Annotated in this window: 9 protein-coding genes; 6 read left to right on the forward strand and 3 right to left on the reverse strand. The window is 65.5% G+C overall.

The window, feature by feature from the left end; genetic code table 11:
* The first annotated feature begins 83 nt into the window (after positions 1-83).
* From edd to AC1DYM_RS07585, 3 genes are all read left to right on the forward strand, one after another.
* Positions 84-1,895 (forward strand): phosphogluconate dehydratase, encoded by a 1,812-nt coding sequence (gene edd, locus AC1DYM_RS07575; protein WP_477337364.1) that lies wholly within the window; start codon positions 84-86, stop codon positions 1,893-1,895.
* Positions 1,896-1,914: 19 nt separating this feature from the next.
* Entirely contained in the window at positions 1,915-2,559 is a 645-nt protein-coding gene (gene eda / locus AC1DYM_RS07580) for a bifunctional 4-hydroxy-2-oxoglutarate aldolase/2-dehydro-3-deoxy-phosphogluconate aldolase (RefSeq protein WP_477337365.1), read from the forward strand.
* Between the two features lie 92 nt (positions 2,560-2,651).
* Entirely contained in the window at positions 2,652-3,365 is a 714-nt protein-coding gene (locus AC1DYM_RS07585) for an EamA/RhaT family transporter (protein ID WP_477337366.1), read from the forward strand.
* A 291-nt stretch (positions 3,366-3,656) separates the two neighbouring features.
* Here AC1DYM_RS07585 and AC1DYM_RS07590 read toward each other — a convergent pair whose 3' ends face one another.
* Together AC1DYM_RS07590 and AC1DYM_RS07595 are read right to left on the reverse strand one after the other, a co-directional pair.
* Complete coding sequence (locus tag AC1DYM_RS07590; protein ID WP_477337367.1) at positions 3,657-4,685, reverse strand: LacI family DNA-binding transcriptional regulator; 1,029 nt, start codon at positions 4,683-4,685, stop codon at positions 3,657-3,659.
* Positions 4,686-4,749: 64 nt separating this feature from the next.
* Entirely contained in the window at positions 4,750-6,039 is a 1,290-nt protein-coding gene (locus tag AC1DYM_RS07595; RefSeq protein WP_477337368.1) for a sugar MFS transporter, read from the reverse strand.
* A gap of 396 nt (positions 6,040-6,435) precedes the next feature.
* On the opposite strand from AC1DYM_RS07595, the gene AC1DYM_RS07600 reads away from it, so the two are divergent.
* The 3 genes from AC1DYM_RS07600 (at position 6,436) to AC1DYM_RS07610 (ending at position 12,736) form a co-directional block, all read left to right on the forward strand.
* Positions 6,436-7,461, forward strand: coding sequence for a glucokinase (locus AC1DYM_RS07600; RefSeq protein ID WP_477337369.1), 1,026 nt, complete (start codon positions 6,436-6,438; stop codon positions 7,459-7,461).
* A 119-nt stretch (positions 7,462-7,580) separates the two neighbouring features.
* The gene (locus tag AC1DYM_RS07605) at positions 7,581-10,313 is read left to right on the forward strand and encodes a TonB-dependent receptor (RefSeq protein WP_477337370.1); all 2,733 of its coding nucleotides are present in this window, start codon (positions 7,581-7,583) and stop codon (positions 10,311-10,313) included.
* A gap of 146 nt (positions 10,314-10,459) precedes the next feature.
* Positions 10,460-12,736 (forward strand): family 20 glycosylhydrolase, encoded by a 2,277-nt coding sequence (locus tag AC1DYM_RS07610; RefSeq protein ID WP_477337371.1) that lies wholly within the window; start codon positions 10,460-10,462, stop codon positions 12,734-12,736.
* Positions 12,737-12,746: 10 nt separating this feature from the next.
* On the opposite strand, the gene AC1DYM_RS07615 is transcribed toward AC1DYM_RS07610, so the two are convergent.
* Positions 12,747-17,036 carry a DEAD/DEAH box helicase gene (locus AC1DYM_RS07615; RefSeq protein WP_477337471.1) on the reverse strand — a complete coding sequence of 1,430 codons (4,290 nt, stop codon included), beginning with the start codon at positions 17,034-17,036 and terminating at the stop codon, positions 12,747-12,749.
* Positions 17,037-17,176: the final 140 nt, after the last annotated feature.

Below are 17,176 nucleotides of genomic sequence, written 5' to 3' on the forward strand. Positions count from 1 at the left end.
GCCATCGTGCCGCGCGGCATACGCGCGGCCTGGGTCGCCCGGCGGGGGCCGGCGACCCCATTACGTAGCCACGCGGAATTGCCATGACCATCCACCCCATCCTCGCCGAGGTGACTCAGCGAATCGTCGAGCGTAGCCATGTCTCGCGCGCCGCCTACCTGGCGAAGATCGAAGGCGCGCGCGGCAAGGGTGCGAAGCGACACCATTTGTCCTGCGGCAACCTTGCCCACGGTTTCGCCGCCTGCGGCGAGAACGACAAGGATGCGCTGCGCAACGGCCACGCCGCGAACATCGCCATCGTCACCTCGTACAACGACATGCTCTCCGCACACCAGCCGTACGAGAGCTATCCGGAGCGCATCCGCGCCACCGCGCGTACGTTCGGCGCCACGGCGCAGGTAGCCGGGGGCGTCCCTGCGATGTGCGACGGCGTGACCCAGGGCCGGCCCGGCATGGAGCTGTCGCTGTTCTCGCGCGACCTCATCGCCATGGCCACGGCCGTGTCGCTCTCGCACGACATGTACGAGGGTGCGTTGTACCTGGGCATCTGCGACAAGATCGTGCCAGGCATGCTGATCGGCGCACTGAGCTTCGGTCACCTCGCCAGCGCGTTCGTGCCGTCGGGCCCGATGCCCTCGGGCATTCCCAACGAAGAGAAGTCGAAAGTGCGCCAGGCCTTCGCTGCAGGCAAGGCCTCGCGAGCCGAACTGCTCGATGCGGAAGCGCGTTCGTACCATGGCTCGGGCACCTGCACCTTCTATGGCACGGCCAATTCCAACCAGATGCTCATGGAGATCATGGGCCTGCACATCCCGGGCGCAAGCTTCGAAGCGCCGGACACGCCGCTGCGCGAGGCGCTCACCGCGGCGGCCGTGGAGCGCGTGCTGGCCACGGATTGCCTCGGCGATCATTACCTGCCGATCGGCCGCATCGTCGACGAGCGCGCCATCGTCAACGGCGTGGTTGGCCTGCACGCGACCGGCGGCTCGACCAATCACCTGCTGCATCTCGTCGCCATGGCGCGTGCTGCCGGTATTGAACTGCGCTGGGACGACTTCGACGCGCTTTCCGCGGTCGTGCCCTTGCTGGCGCGTGTCTATCCGAATGGCTACGCGGACGTGAACCACTTCCACGAAGCCGGCGGCATGGCCTTCCTGATGGACCAGCTCCTCGATGCGGGTCTGCTGCACGGCGACGTCGACACCATCATGGGTCACGGGCTCGAGGCGTACCGCCATGTGCCTCGCCTCGAGGGCGACACGCTCGCGTGGGAGCGTGTGTCGAAGGAGAGCGGCAATCGCGGCGTACTCCGCGCGATCACCGAGCCCTTCCGTCAGGACGGCGGCCTGCGCATGCTCTCGGGCAATGTCGGCCGTGGCGTGATCAAGGTGTCGTCGGTGCCCGACGACCGCATGATCATCGAGGCACCGGCCATCGTGTTCGACGAGCAGGATGACGTGAAGCACGCTTTCGATCGCGGCGAGCTCAACCGCGACTTCATCGCCGTCGTTCGCTTCCAGGGCCCGCGCGCCCGCGGCATGCCCGAACTGCACAAGCTCACGCCGACGCTGAGCCTGCTGCAGGATCGCGGACACCGCGTCGCCCTGCTCACCGATGGCCGCATGTCCGGCGCGTCGGGCCGCGTACCCGCGGCCATCCACGTGACGCCGGAAGCCGAAGCCGGCGGTCCGATCGCACGCATTCGCACGGGCGATCTCGTTCGCCTCGACGCCGTCGCCGGCACGATCGAAGTGCTTGTCGATGCCGACGAGTGGAACGGCCGCATCCCTGACACCGTCGACCTTGCCATGCACCACACCGGCATGGGTCGCGAACTTTTCGCCATGTTCCGCCAGTCCGCCGTCACGGCCGACCTCGGTGCGGGCGTCTTTTGATCTTCCGGAGCAGTACCTGATGAGCAACGAAGCGAAGCAGCAACTCGTCGAAGCCACCTTGCGCCTGGCGCCCGTGGTCCCTGTGGTGATTATCGAAGACGCCTCCAAGGCCGTCGGCATGGCGCGTGCGCTGGTGGCCGGCGGGATTCCGTCGATCGAAGTGACCCTGCGTACGCCGGCTGCCCTCGACGCCGTGCGCGCGATCGTCGCAGAAGTGGAAGGCGCCTTCGTCGGTGTCGGTACCGTGTTGACCGCGCGCGATCTCGAGGCCGCCTATAAGGCTGGTGCCAAGTTCGCCGTGTCGCCGGGCAGTTCGCCGCGTCTTCTCGATGCCGCTGCCGACCACGATCTGCCGCTCCTGCCGGGTGCGGCGACATCGAGCGAAGCGATGAACCTGCTCGAGCGTGGCTACCGCTTCCAGAAGTTCTTCCCGGCCGTGCCGGCGGGCGGCAGCAAGCTGATCGGCGCCTGGGCCAGCCCGCTGCCGCAGATCACCTTCTGCCCGACCGGCGGAATCAGCCTGGCCAATGCGGCGGAGTTCCTCGCCCTGCCGAACGTGGTTTGCGTAGGTGGTTCGTGGCTGACGCCGGCCAACCTGCTGGCTGCCGGTGATTTCGCCGCCATCGAGAAGCTGGCGCGCGAGGCGTCGCAGCTGGGTCGCTGAGTTGCGCGTCTTGGTCGCTGCGTCGTCACGCGGTCGCCAGCACCCGTCGCCGATGAATCGGCTCCTACCACGCAGGTCGCCGCGGCCTCGCGATGTGGCTCCTCGGCGCGACACCGCAAGCGGCTCTCGCGTCCGATGCCCGCGTACCGTTGATCCTGCTTGGCATCCTGCTTCCCGCCATCTTCGTTATGCTCGCGCGCTCGGTCAGCAGCGCTGGCATCGTCCGCACCGACGTGGCCCAGCGACTTTCGCTGTTCCTGTCGCTCGCCGCGGCCTTCCTGCTCTTCGGCGAAGCCCTGGTGCCGCTGAAGATCCTCGGCATCGTCCTCGCGCTGGTCGCCGTGGCCTGCATCCTGTGGCGCAAGGAACGGATGGAACGTGCCGGCTGGCTTGCGCCGCTGGCGGTGTTCGCCGGCTTCGGTGCCATCGATATCTGCTTCAAGCTGATCGCCCAGGCGCATGCGCCATTTCCCAGCGCCCTGCTCGCCTCGTTCCTGATCGCCCTGGTGCTCTGCTGGATCGCAGTCATCGTTCGCGCCGTGACACGTCAGGCATCACTGTCACCGCGCAGCATCGGCTTTGGTGTCGTGCTCGGCGCCGCTAACTTCGCCAACATCCTTTTCTACATCCGCGGCCATCAGGCACTACCAGACGATCCGTCGCTGGTGTTCGCGTCGATGAATCTCGGCGTCGTGCTGCTTGGCGCACTGACCGGCGCGCTGGCGTTTCGCGAGAAGTTGTCGTGGATCAACTGGGCGGGATTGGCGGTTGCGATTGCTGCCATTGGCGTGATGACGATCGCCTGACCGGCGACCCAAGCATGGAAGTGCCGGCGCGAAGACGTTCGAGATTTGCAACGTGTTGTGACGAGGCGGGAGTGGCTTTGAGCAACGCTCAGCCGGATGATGACCGAGGGACTCCCCTTTCGCCGATGAATCGGCTCCTACAGTTGACCGCCAAGCAGGTGGAGGGCGAACCTCGCTTATATGTCACCTGCAGCGCGCTTTGTTTCTGAGGTTCAAATCCTTGAACCGTCGTAATTATCTACGCTACGCGCACTTAGTCAACGGCGCCTGCGCCGACAAGTTGCGTAAGGTTCACAGCCGCCGAGGCGCCGTCGAGCCGCGGACGACGAGATCGGGACTGAAGCCTTCGTTGTCGATGATGTGCTCGTCGCCTTCGCGTTCCAGTTCCGCGATCAAACGTTGGGCCGCATGCCGACCGATCTCTTCGGTGTTCTGCCGTGCGGTGGTCAATGCTGGCCACGATTGCTTCGAGAACGGGCTGTCTTCGAAGCCGGCAATCGAAAGCTCCCATGGCACGTCGACACCGCCCGATCGCGCGGCGGCGAGCACGCCGGCGGCGATCTCGTCGTTCGACCCGAAGATCGCTGTCGGCGGCTCTTTCAGGGCGAGCAGCTTGCGCGCACCGCGGAAGCCGTCGTCGAAGGAGTAGTCACCTTCGACCACCAGCTTCTTGTCCACGGGCAGGCCGTATTCGCGTAACGCATCCTCATAGCCCTGGTAGCGCTCGGGGCTGGAGCGGTGCTCCTTGCCGCCCCAGAGGAAACCGATGCGATGGTGGCCGAGCTGGATCAGGTGCTCGGTGATCGCATAGGCGGCATCGCGGTCGTCGACGAAGACGCAGGGCCAGCCGTCCTTCGGATCCTGGCGGGCGGAAATGATCCGCACGAAGGGGATCTTATGCTCGGTCAGCGTCGCCAGCAGCCGTGGTTGTTCGGACATCGGCGGGGCGAGCACGAGGCCGGCGAGGCGATTTCGCCGCACCAGGTCGCACAGCTGCTCGGCCAGCTTCGGCGCGGACGAGTCGCAGGGGTGGATCTGCAGGCCGAAGCCACGCTCCCGGCACACCGACAGTACGCCGTTCTGCATGGCGATGACGTAGTGCGCATTCGGGTTGTCGTAAACGAGTCCCAGCGCATACGTCCGGGCGCTGCGCAAGCTGCGCGCCGCCTGGTCGGGCTGGTAATCGAGGGCATCGATGGCGCGCTGCACCTTGTCACGGGTGCGCGCATGTACGGACGGCTCGTGGTTGATGACGCGGGAGACGGTCTTCAGCGACACGCCGGCCCGCTCGGCCACGTCCTTGATGGTAGGGCTACGCAATCTCGGACCCTCAATAGCAAGACGGCCATCCTAGCGGATGGCCGTTACGTAGCGAAGGCGGACGTCAGTCCTTGGTGTGCTGCCCGACCCGATGGCCGGCGGCGCCGTAGTACAGGATGTACAGGTAGCAGGGGACCATCAGGCAGAGGAACACGGCCTGGAAGTCGTGGCTCTGCTTCAGGTGGGCGAAGAGCACCGGGATGATCGCGCCGCCGGCGATGCCCATGATCAGAAAGGCCGAGCCGAACTCGGTCAGCGCGCCCAGGCCCTTGATCGCCAGCGGGAAGATCGCCGGCCACATCATGGCGTTGGCGAAGCCCAGCGCGGCGACGAAGCCCACGGCGGCGTAGCCGGTGGTCAGGTAGGTGCCGATCGAGAAGATCACGCCCAGGACCGCCGAGAAGGCCAGGTACTTCTGCTGCGAGACGAACTTCGGGATCAGCAGGAGGCCGGCGATATAGCCGAGCAGCATCGCGAACAGCGTGTACGAGGTGAAATGCTTAGTGTCCTCCGGCGTCATGCCGAAGCCCTGGCCGTAGGTGCCGATGGCGTCACCGGCCATCACTTCCACACCGACGTAGACGAACAGGCAGAGCACGCCGAGCCAGAGATGCGGGAAGCTGAAGATGCTGCCCTTGGCATGGCCGATCGCACGCTCGGAGTTCGCGCCGGAAGGCTTGATTTCAGGCAGCGAGGAGCGAACCACCCAGATGGCGAGTACGACCAGCAGGCCGGCCATCACCATGTATGGCATGTGCACCTTGGCGGCAAACGCGGCGAGCAGGGCATCCTTCTCGCCCGGCGAACCGGCGGCGGCGATCTGCTTGTCGAAGCTGCCGATATTGCTCATCACCACGGCGCCGAAGACGAACGGGGCGAGCGCGCCGGCGATCTTGTTGCAGATGCCCATGAAGGCGATGCGCTGCGCGGCGCTGTCGATCGGGCCGAGGATGGAAATGTACGGATTGGACGCCGTCTGCAGCAGCGAAAGGCCGGCACCGATGACGAACAGGCCGATCAGCGCACCGGGATAAATGCGCATGGTCACGAACTGGCCGAACAGCACGGCACCGATCGCCATGACGAACAGGCCCAGGCCCATACCCTTCTTCATGCCGGTCTTCTTCAGGATGAAGGACGAGGGTAGGGCGAGGAAGAAATAGGACAGGTAGAACGCCATGGGGACCAGGAAGGCATTCACGTCGTCCAGGTTGAAAGCGAGCTTCACGAAGGTGATAAGCGGGCCGTTGAGCCAGGTCACGAAGCCGAAAATGAAGAACAGGACACCGATGATGATCATCGGTACCAGACTGGAATGTCGCGTCTCGTCGACGCCGACCGCGGTGGATGACATGGGTGCTTCCCCTCGTGTTGTTTTCGGTATCCCCGCGGCGGCACCGCCGGATACACCCCGATTTGTCGCCTTTATTGACTCGTGTGCGTAACGTTGTCAATTGGCTTTTTACGCGGGCCTGGCTTCCTCGCATCCATTTGCGACTTTCGATGTCGCGGCGCGTCAATCCCCTGATCGACCATGCATTCCCCATGCCGGAGGCCGCGCCGCGCGGGGAATCGGTGACCCGCGCGGTCCTCCGCAAACGTTTCCTGCTGCGGCGCAGGATGGAATGGGCGATGTCCTAGCCATTTGTCCTGTTGACAACGTTGTCATTTGACTCACAGACTCCGCTCAAATCAGGGGCGTCACAGAAAGTTCATGTGACGACGAACGGAAAGTCATAAGGGGCGGGGCGTGGGCGAATCGGCCAAACAACGGGAAATCGTGCGTGCTTCGCGTTCCGGGGCGTTCATCGCCGCCGACGTGGGCGGAACGCATGCCCGTATCGGCCTGGTGCGTCGCGCCGCCGGCTCCACCGCCATCGATGTGCTTCGCTACGAGCGCTATGCCTGCGCCGACTGGCCGAGCCTGACCGCCGTGCTGCAGGATTTCGTCAGCCGCCTCGATGGCCAGCACCACATCGAACATTGCGCCGTGGCCAGCGCCGGCTACGTGCTCGGCGACGCCATCGTCAACGAGAACCTGCCCTGGCCGGTCTCGATCGGCGATATCCGCGAGAGCCTGGGCCTGCTCGGTCTGGCCGTGGTCAACGACTTCGAAGCCGTCGCCTACGCCTGCCAGTTTCTCGAGAACCACCAGACCACACCGATCATCGAGACCGCCGCCACGCCGGCCGTGGGTCCGATCCTCGTCATGGGCCCCGGTACGGGCCTGGGTTCCGCCGTCCTCCTGCCGGGTTCGCCGCACGCCACCGTGCTGCCGACCGAAGCCGGCCAGATTTCCCTCGCGCCCGGCAACGAGCGCGAAGTCGCAATCCTCGGTGAACTGTCCCGCGGCCGCGACTACGTTTCCTACGAGACCGCCCTGTCGGGTCCGGGTCTCGTCCATCTTTATGAAGCCATTTCGACGCTGCGCGGCACTCCCGCGACGCTGACCGAGCCCGCCGCCGTCACGCGCGCCGCCCTCGACGGGATCGATCCCGCTGCGGTGGAAGCACTGGACGTCTTCTGCGGCCTGCTCGGCAGCTTCGTCGGCGATCTCGCCCTTCTCTACGGCGCCCGCGGCGGCGTGTTCCTTGCGGGCGGCATCCTGCCCCAGGTTCGCGACCGCCTCCTCGCCAGCAGCTTCGCCACCAGGTTCTTCAACAAGGGCGTTATGCGCGCCTTTCTCCAGCAAGTGCCGGTACGTCTGATGGACCACGGACAGTTGGGTGTGATCGGTGCCGCCGGTCTCTACCTGCACGGTTCGAACGCTCACTGAAGAGCGGGAAAGGAACGCAGGCTCAGTACAACAACCGGGTCGAAAGACCCTTCGATAGCAACGAAGCATGACGCGGCCGCGAAACCCGTCACTGCTACATCCTCTGAGGGGAGGACACCATGTCGCATCGTAGAAACCTGCTGACGGCGAGCATCATCGCCGGACTCTGTTGTGTCACCAGCATCGCCGCCGCGCAAGACGCGACGCCGCCGCCGGCGAAGCCGCAGACCGCCCAGCAAAAAGCTGAAGCCGCCAAGGCCCAGCAGCTCGAGGGCATCACCGTTACCGGCATCCGCGCCAGTCTCGAGAAGTCTCTCGACACCAAGCGCAACGCCGACGCCATCGTCGAAGCGGTCACCGCCGAAGACATCGGCAAGTTCCCGAACACCAACGTCGCCGAAGCGATGACGCAGATCCCGGGCGTCACGATCGACCGTCAGTTCGGCCAGGGCGACCGCGTCTCGATCGACGGTACCGACCCCAGCCTCAACCTTACCTTCCTCAACGGCCAGCCGATCTCGCAGACGCCGTGGCAGTACGGTGCGCAGCCTAACCGTGGCTTCGACTTCACCATGCTCGCGCCGGAAATCATCGGTCGTCTGGAAATCTACAAGTCGCCCGAAGCGCGCCTGACCGAAGGCAGCCTCGGCGGCACGGTCCTGCTGCATACGCTGGAACCGCTCGACCTGCCGGCCAACACGGTGCGCGGCTCGTTCGGCCTGAACTACAACGACCAGGGCAGCGGCGGCTCGCGTCCCACCGCCTCGGCGTTGTACAGCTGGAAGAACACGTCCAATACCTTCGGCATCATCGGCTCGCTTCAGCATTACGAAGAGAAGATCGACCGCCAGGGCCTGGAAATCTTCAGCTACAGCCCGGTCTCCAAGTGGGCGTCGAGTCCCGCCGTGGCGGCGGGTATCGCTAACGGTTCGCTCAACCCGAACGCGCAGGTTCCCGACGAGGTGAACTCCGCGTGGTTCCAGCAGAACCGCAAGCGTGACACCGCCACCCTCGGTTTCCAGCTGAAGCCGGCGGATAACTGGAACATCGACGTCAACAGTCTGTTCATCCGCGAGAACTTCGACAACTGGAACCAGTCGATGTACCCGTTCACGGGTAACGCGCCGGGCAACGTGACCAGCTTCACCCAGGGCCCGAATGGCGTCGTCACCGGCGGCCACGTCTGCGGCAACGACAACCCGGGTTGCCCGGCCATCGGCCCGACCCTGATGGACAGCAACGTCCGTAAGTCGGTCGTGCGCACCTCGGCGTTCGACGTGAAGTCGACCTACGACGGCGACGGCTGGAAGCTCGGCGGCGCAGCTGGCTACAGCAAGGCCCGCAACGACAATATCTCGCAGGCCGTGATCGAGCCGCAGTACGCCGGCGGTTACACCTGGGACATCAACCACGGCTTCAACTTCGACAGCCCGGCGGCGGCAAAGAACCCGGCCAACTGGCACATGGGTGACGCGGATGGACTCGGTGGCTGGCCCGGCAACTACGGCGATTACAGCGCGAACTCGCGTGACTCGTACGCGCAGCTCGACTTCAGCAAGTACTTCGACAACTTCTTCAACGAGCTCCAGGTCGGCTATCGCTGGAATCGTCACGAAGAGGGCATGAACGCGCACGTCTACGGCGGTAACGGCCCGACCTCGCTCGCCGATCTGGGCACCAACGGCCTGACCAACATCCTGGGCAGCGTGGGTGGCTACGACGGCTCTGCGGAGCACGTCAGTGCCGATCCCGACAAGCAGTACGCCTGGGTCCGCGCAACCAATGGCGGCAACGAAGATCCGGGTACGTTCCTCAACGGCACGTACAAGCTCATCGAGAAGACCAACGCGGCCTACGCCCAGCTGAACTTCGCCGGCGGCGGTTTCCACGGCAACCTCGGCGTGCGCTACGTCGACACCAAGACCGATGGCTTCGGCTACAACTACTCGGGTGCACCGGTGCTTCCGGCTCCGGCCGGCAGCTACCAGAAGGCGTCGCAGACCAGCAAGAACTGGCTGCCGTCGATCAACGTGGCCTACGACCTGACCGACGACATCATCCTGCGTGCCGCGGCCGCCAAGGTCATCGCCCGCGCGCCGTACAACATGCAGGTCAACAACCTGTTCCTCAACGATACGGTGCTGACCGGCTCAGGCGGTACCCCGGACCTGAAGCCGTACAAGTCGAACAACTACTCGCTTTCCGGCGAATGGTACTTCGCACCGCAGTCCTACTTTGCGATCACGGGCTTCTACAAGAAGATCGACGATTACATCTTCCAGGACGTGGTCGAGGAGCAGCACTTCAACTCGGCGACCTCTACCGATCCGGTGCAGTTCGCCAAGGAACTCGCGGCGGGCCTGTGCACGGCTGACGGCTTCTGCACCTACGACATCTCCCGCCCGCTCAACGTCGGCTCGGGTAAGGTCAGGGGTGGCAACGTCAGCTTCCAGCAGGCCTTCTGGGATACCGGGTTTGGTGTCACGGCGAACTACACCTACGCCAAGGGCACGCTCGATTCCGGTGGCCAGCTGCCGTACAACTCGAAGAACGCGTACTCGATCAGCCCGTACTACGAGTTCGGCCCGTTCAGTGCCCGCATCAACTACAACTGGCGCAGCGCGTACCTCGCCGGTGGCTACGTGGCCGGTGCGCCGCCCGCAACCACCGAGGCTTATGCCGATCTCGGCGCGACGATCGGCTGGAAGTTCAACAAGCAGATCTCGGTCACGCTCTCGGGCATGAACCTCGCCAACGAACAGTACAAGCAATACATCGGCACGAAGGACTTGCCGGTCGCGAAGTACACCACCGGCCGCCGCTACATGGCTTCGGTGCACTTCGACCTCTGATAAGCGTCATGGATCAGCGGCCAGGGATGGCCGCAAACCCCTCGAAGCTTCATTCCCCACGGGCCCGACTACCCATTATCGGGCCCGCTTTTTTTTGTGCGTTTCCGGCACAATCGGGCGGTTGCCCGAATCCGTAGGAGCTATCGATGCGCCGCACTCTCTTCCTCGCCATGGCCCTTGGCCTCACCGCCTGTGCCAGCCAGCCGAGGCACGATGCCAGTCCTGTCGATAGCACACCGCTCTCGCTCATTCCCCAGCCCGCGTCGCTGCAGCGCCTGCCCGGCCATTTCCGCCTCGATCCCCTGACCTCGATCGTCGTCGCTCCCGGCAACGCCGCCGCGAAGAAAGTCGCGACCCAACTGCAGGGCTGGATCCGCCAGGCGCGTGGCCTGGACATCGCCATCGTCGAGGGCAAGCCACACAACGGCGCGATCGTGTTGCTCACCGACACCACCACCAAGGGCCGCGAGGCCTATACGCTCGACGTCAACGACAACGGTGTGCGCATCGCCGCCAACGACGAAACCGGGCTGTTCTATGGCGCGGTGACGTACTGGCAGCTGCTGACCGACCCGGCATCGCAGAACGGCGTCCCCGCCGTGCATATCGTCGACGCGCCGCGGTTCGCCTGGCGTGGGCTGATGCTCGACTCCGCCCGTCATTTCCAGTCGGTCACCGAGATCGAGCACCTGCTCGACCAGATGGCCATGCATAAGCTCAACACCTTCCACTGGCATCTCACCGACGACCAGGGCTGGCGCCTGCAGATCCTCAAGTATCCGAAGCTCACCGAGGTGGGTGCCTGCCGCAAGCCGGTCGGCCCCGATGTCGCGCTCACCGGCGATCCGGAGCGACCGTACTGCGGCTTCTACACGCAGGATGAAGCGAAGCAGATCGTCGCCTATGCCGCCGAGCGGCACATCACCGTGGTGCCTGAGATCGAGATGCCCGGCCACGCGCAGGCCGCCGTCGCCGCCTACCCGCAGTTTGGCGCTGGGAGCAAGAAGCTCGGTGTCTCGACGGACTGGGGCGTCAACACGGCGCTGTTCAACGTCGACGATGGCACGTTTACCTTCCTGCAGAACGTGCTCGACGAACTGATGGCGATCTTCCCGTCGACGTATATCCACGTCGGTGGCGACGAGGCGGCCAAGGACGAGTGGGAGCATTCCAAGGTCGTCCAGGCCAAGATGAAGTCGCTCGGCATCGACGACGAAGAGAAGATGCAGGGTTGGTTCGTCGAGCGCATCGGCGCCTATCTCGACCAGCACGGCCGCCGCATCGTCGGTTGGGACGAGATTCTCGACGGCAAGGTGCCGGCGAGCGCGACGGTGATGTCCTGGCGTGGCACCAAGGGCGCGATCAAGGCGGCCAACGCCGGCCACGATGTGGTGATGGCGCCGTCGCCGACGCTGTACCTGGATCGCCTGCAGTCCACCCTGCCGGATGAGCAGCCGGGCAGCCCGCAGGTGCAGACGCTGAAGATGGTCTACGACTTCGATCCGGTGCCGAAGGACATCGCCGCCGACAAGGCCAGTCATGTCCTCGGTGCACAGGTCACGGTCTTCGCCGAGTACCTGCCGAACTGGTACCGCACGCAGCACGCCGTCTTCCCGCGTATCGCGGCGCTCGCCGAGCGCACGTGGTCGCCGACCGCGGACTGGAACGGCTTCGTCGCGCGCCTGCCGGCGGAGATGTCGCGCTATCGCGCGGCAGGTATCGTGCCCGCCGATGGCGCCTATGCGGTAGCCATCGACGCGGTGGCCACCGATAGCGACAAGGCGAAGATCACGTTGTCCAGCCAGACCGGCTACGGCACGATCCGCTACACCACGGATGGCACCTCGCCGAGCGCGCAGTCCACGGCCTATACCACGCCGTTCGACGTGCCGTTGCCGACCACGGTCCGTGCGAACAGCTTCGACAACGGCTTTGCGCTCGCCGGCCCGCGTGAGAACGCCATCGACGCGAAGTCGCTCCTGCGTCGCAGCAGCGACCAGCTCGACACCTGCGGCGATAAGCTCGTGCTGCGTATCGAGTCGCCGGACGCGGTCAATGGCGTCCGGCCCGTGTACAAGGTCGACATCATGAACACCTGCTGGGTGTGGAAGGGTGTGAAGCTCGACGGACGCTACGGCGTGGACGTGACGGTGGACCGCCTGCCGTACAACTACGCGCTATGGAAGGACACAGTGGGCATCGTCTCGCGCAAGGCGCGTTCACGTGCCGGCGAAATCGAGATCCATCAGGATTCGTGCGACGGCCCGAAGATCTCGACCATTGCGCTGGACAAGGCGAAGGATGGGCGGGCGACGCTGCAGGGGATCCTGCCCAAGCGCGAAGGTGTGCATGACCTGTGCTTCGTGATTACCGGGAAGCCGGGTCCGAAGATCTGGGTGCTGGGGGATGTGCAGCTGCGTTGAAGCTCTTGCTTCAATACGACATCGCGACAGGAAACGTCGCATGCCGCTGCAACGCCGAACGCGCTTCCCGCTCGTCATCGCCTTCCAGCGGCATCAGCGTCACGAACTTCCCCGCGATCATCGCCGCCAGCGGCATGCCATCGCGGATCGCGATGCGCGTACCGAGCACGGCCGGGACCTTCGCAGCACCGGCGATGATCGTGCCCACCAGGTTCAGCGGATCGGTCCCCGCGATGCAGACGATCTCGCCGTCGTGCTCACGGTGACGGATCTGCCTTAGGGCGGGCAGCGCTTCCGGAAGGGCGAACTGTTCACCCACAAGACCGTCGATGAATCGGCCCCCACGAATCTCGCCGCGCGCTTCCAGACGGTGGAAGACCCGCCGCAGATCACGCCACGCGGGGAGCCACGCGGCCTCGCGTTCGAGGATGCGCCAGCTGACCACGCCGTAACGGCGAAGCAGCGTGCGTGCCATGTGTTCGAGCCCATCGGCATCGTTGCGTTGTTCGGTCGGCCGACGCGCCAGCGACCAGCGCCCCGCATCCTCGATGCCGCTCATCAGCTGCCGGCGCGTCCGACGATGGCGGCTGCCGTTGCGCTTGGACGCAGGCAGCAACAAGGCGCGCAGACCAGCAAAACTATCCGCGGTTACCCGGCCAGCGGCGACAAGCTCGCCGAGCGCATCTTCCAGTTCGGTGCGAAGCAGCCGTGTGCTGGTCGCGAGCTCGTCGAAGAACAGTGCGCCCTCGTCACGCAGCGCATCGGCGACGGCCTGAGCACGCGACGATAACGGCAGTTCGTCGGTGATGGCGGGCGCCGCGGCCGACCAGATCGGCAACTGGCGCCGGGGCAACAACACGATCGGCGTGGAGCGCACCGGACCGCCGCTGCCGGTGCCCAGGCGCAGTCGACTCCAGACCACACGACCGGCGCGGCAGAGGTCATCGAGCCAGCCGATGCTGTAGTCGCTGACCCGGGCCGGCAGCAGCTCGGATTCCCAGCCACCCGCGGCCGCCTCGAAGCCTTCGAGTTGCGCGATGACGCCCGCCAGCGCGTCGGGACCGGCGACCTGGGTGCCGCGCGTCACGTGCTGCCAATCGAGCAGGAAACGCATGAAGTCGCGCGGTGCGACCGGTTCGATTTCACGGCGCAGGCGGCCGATCGTATAGCGATGGATCCGCGCGAGCAGATGGCGCTCGCACCATTCCACCTCGGTCGTGCCTGGCGAGAAGGGCCCGCGCATGACATAGCCTTCGGTTTCGAGCGAGGTCAGGGCGAGATCCAGGTCGCTGCCCTCCACGCCGAGCGAGCTAGCGAGCACGCGGGCAGTCACCGGACCGAGGCCGCTGAGGCGGCCGCGGACGATGTCGATCAGGGCCACCTCGGGCGTCCAGGCCTGTGCCTCGAACTCTGCCGGCGCGGCGATCGCCGGTGACATGGCTGTGCCGGGATGGATGGCACGCCATGTCGGCAGGCGCTCGGCGGCGACCCATAGCGACACATCGCCATGGGTCAGCAGGGTCGCGCGCGCGTCCTTCGCCAACGCCTTCAGCCATCCGGCCCATGCCGGATGCTCGCGGACGTCACCTGCGGTCACGGCACCAAGCAACATGAGGGCTTCATGCATTTCGTCGGCGCCGCGTGCCTCGGGCCAGGCCTCGTCGCGCACTGAGGCAATCGCCTCGGCATCGAGGCGGCCGAGATCGTCCGCGCTCTCGGCATCGCTCCAGCGGCGCGATTGCACGGCTTGCGTGCGACGTTCTTCCAGCGGTGCGTCGTCGAGAAAGGCGTACGGTGCGGCGTTGAGGATTTCGGCGGCTAGGGGCGACGGTGTGGCGAGATCGCGCGAGATCATGCGGATGGCGCCGGATTCCAGCCCGCGCAGGATGGCGAGTAGTCCCTCGCAGTCCATCGCTTCGTGCAGGCAGTCGTCGATGGTCTGGTTGACCAGCGGATGATCGGGCACTTCGCGTTCGCCGACCAGGTTCTCGGCGCAGGCGACCTGGTCCGGGAACACGGTGGCAAGGAGATCTTCGCTCTTCATGCGCTGCAGTTGCGGCGCTACCTTCTTGCCGCCGTTGAAGCGCGGAAGGGCCAGCGCTGTGGTGGCGTTCCAGCGCCAGCGCACGCCGAACAGCGGCGCGTCGAGCAGCGCCTGGATCAGCACATGCTCGGCGGTGTTCGAGTGCAGGTAACGTGCGACCTCGTCCAGCGGGAAGCTGTGGCTGGTGGACAGCGAGAGCACGATCGCGTCTTCGGTGGCCGCGGCCTGCAGTTCGAAGTTGAACTTGCGACAGAAGCGCTTGCGCAGGGCGAGGCCCCAGGCGCGATTGATGCGGCTGCCGAAGGGCGTGTGGATAATCAGCTGCGTACCGCCGGACTCGTCGAAGAAGCGCTCCATCACCAGGGTGTCGCGCGTGGGCAGCGCGCCAAGCGCTGCGCGTGCACGGAAGAGGTAGTCGACGACCTGCTCGGCAGCGGCTTTGCCCAGGCCGAGTTCACCGGTGAGCCAGGCGAGCGCCGCCTCGCGGCCGCCCTCATCGAACCGCTCGGAGATCTCCGCACGCAGTCGCGCCACGCCGATCGACAGCTCATCGGTGCGACCGGGTGCCTCACCGAGCCAGAACGGAATGTTTGGCGGCTGGCCCTGCGCGTCCTCGACGCGCAGGCGACCCATCTCGACGCGCATGATGCGGTACGACCGATTGCCGAGCTGGAACACGTCGCCGGCGAGACTCTCCACGGCGAAGTCTTCGTTCACCGTGCCGACCACGATGGCCTGCGGCTCGAGCAGGACGTTGTAGTCGCCGGTTTCGGGAATCGTCCCGCCCGAGGTCACGGCGGTAAGCTTGGCCCCGCGACGCTCGCGCAGGCGCTTGTTCACGGCATCGCGATGGATGTACGCACCGCGTGGACCGACGCGCGTGGTGAAGCCCTCGGCCAGCATGCGTACCGTTTCGTCGAAGGTCTCGCGCTTGAGTGCGCGGAACGGATAGGCGCGGCGAACGAGGTCGTACAGCGCATCCTCGTCCCATTCCTGGCAGGCCACTTCGGCGACGATCTGCTGGGCGAGTACGTCGAGCGGCTGTTGCGGTATCACTAGCGTATCGAGTTCGCCGCGGCGTACGCAGTCGAGCAAGGCGGTGCATTCGACGAGGTCGTCGCGCGAGGTCGGGAACAGACGCGCTTTCGGCGTGCCGCCCACGGCATGGCCTGCGCGTCCGGCGCGCTGCAGGAAGGCGGCGATGGAGCGTGGCGAGGCGATCTGGCAGACCAGGTCGATGTCGCCGATGTCGATACCGAGTTCGAGCGAGGCGGTGGCGACCAGCGCACGCAGCTCGCCCTTTTTCAGGCGCTGCTCCGCATCCAGTCGTTGCTCGCGCGACAGGCTGCCGTGATGCGCAGTGACCGCGTCGCGCCCGAGTCGCTCGGACAGATGTCGCGCGATGCGCTCAGCCATGCGCCGTGTATTGACGAAGATCAGCGTGGTGGTGTGTTGCTCGATGAGGTTCGAGAGCCGGTTGTAGACGAGCTCCCACATGTCGTTGGACATCACCGCCTCGAGCGGCACCGGTGGCACTTCCAGCGCGAGATCGCGCTTGCGCGTATGGCCGATGTCGACGATCGCGCAGTCTTCGTTACTGTTGCCGGTGAGGAAGGCGGCGACCGCTTCGATCGGCTTCTGCGTGGCGGAAAGGCCGATGCGGGTGATCCGCCGTTGCGCCAGCGACGCCAGGCGTTCCAGCGACAGCGCGAGATGGCTGCCACGCTTGCCCGCAGCCACCGCATGAATCTCGTCGACGATCACTTCGCGCACGTTGCCCAGCATCGCGCGACCCGACGCGGACCCGAGCAGCACGTACAGCGATTCGGGCGTGGTCACCAGGATGTGCGGCGGGCGCTTCTTCATGCGCTCGCGATCGGACGAGGGTGTGTCGCCCGTGCGGACGGCCGTGCGTATCTCCAGATCGGGCAGGCCCTGCTTACGCAGTTCGTCGCGAATCCCGGCCAGCGGTGCCTCGAGATTGATGCGGATGTCGTTGGACAGCGCCTTGAGCGGCGACACGTAGAGGATGGTGGTGCGATCGGGCAGCCCGCCCTCGCGCACGCCCTCGCGTACCAGCATGTCGATCGCCGAGAGAAAGGCGGTAAGGGTCTTGCCCGAACCGGTCGGTGCGGCGACGAGGGTGTGCCGGCCTGAGCGGATGGCGGGCCACGCCGCGATCTGCGCGGCCGTAGGCTCCGGAAACGTGTTTCCGAACCAGGCGGCGACGGCTGGATGAAAGGCGGCGAGCGGCATCGACTTTTGTGAATTCATTGAACCACTTAAGTGGGGTCTGGCGGGCCACGGGTCAAGCTCGAGACTAACCCGAAGCGGTCTCGTGGGTTGCGATAAACGTGTTACTGAACGAACGTGGAGGCTTCCCAACGGATCGACTT

The organism is Luteibacter sp. P1_D3 (assembly GCF_056406135.1).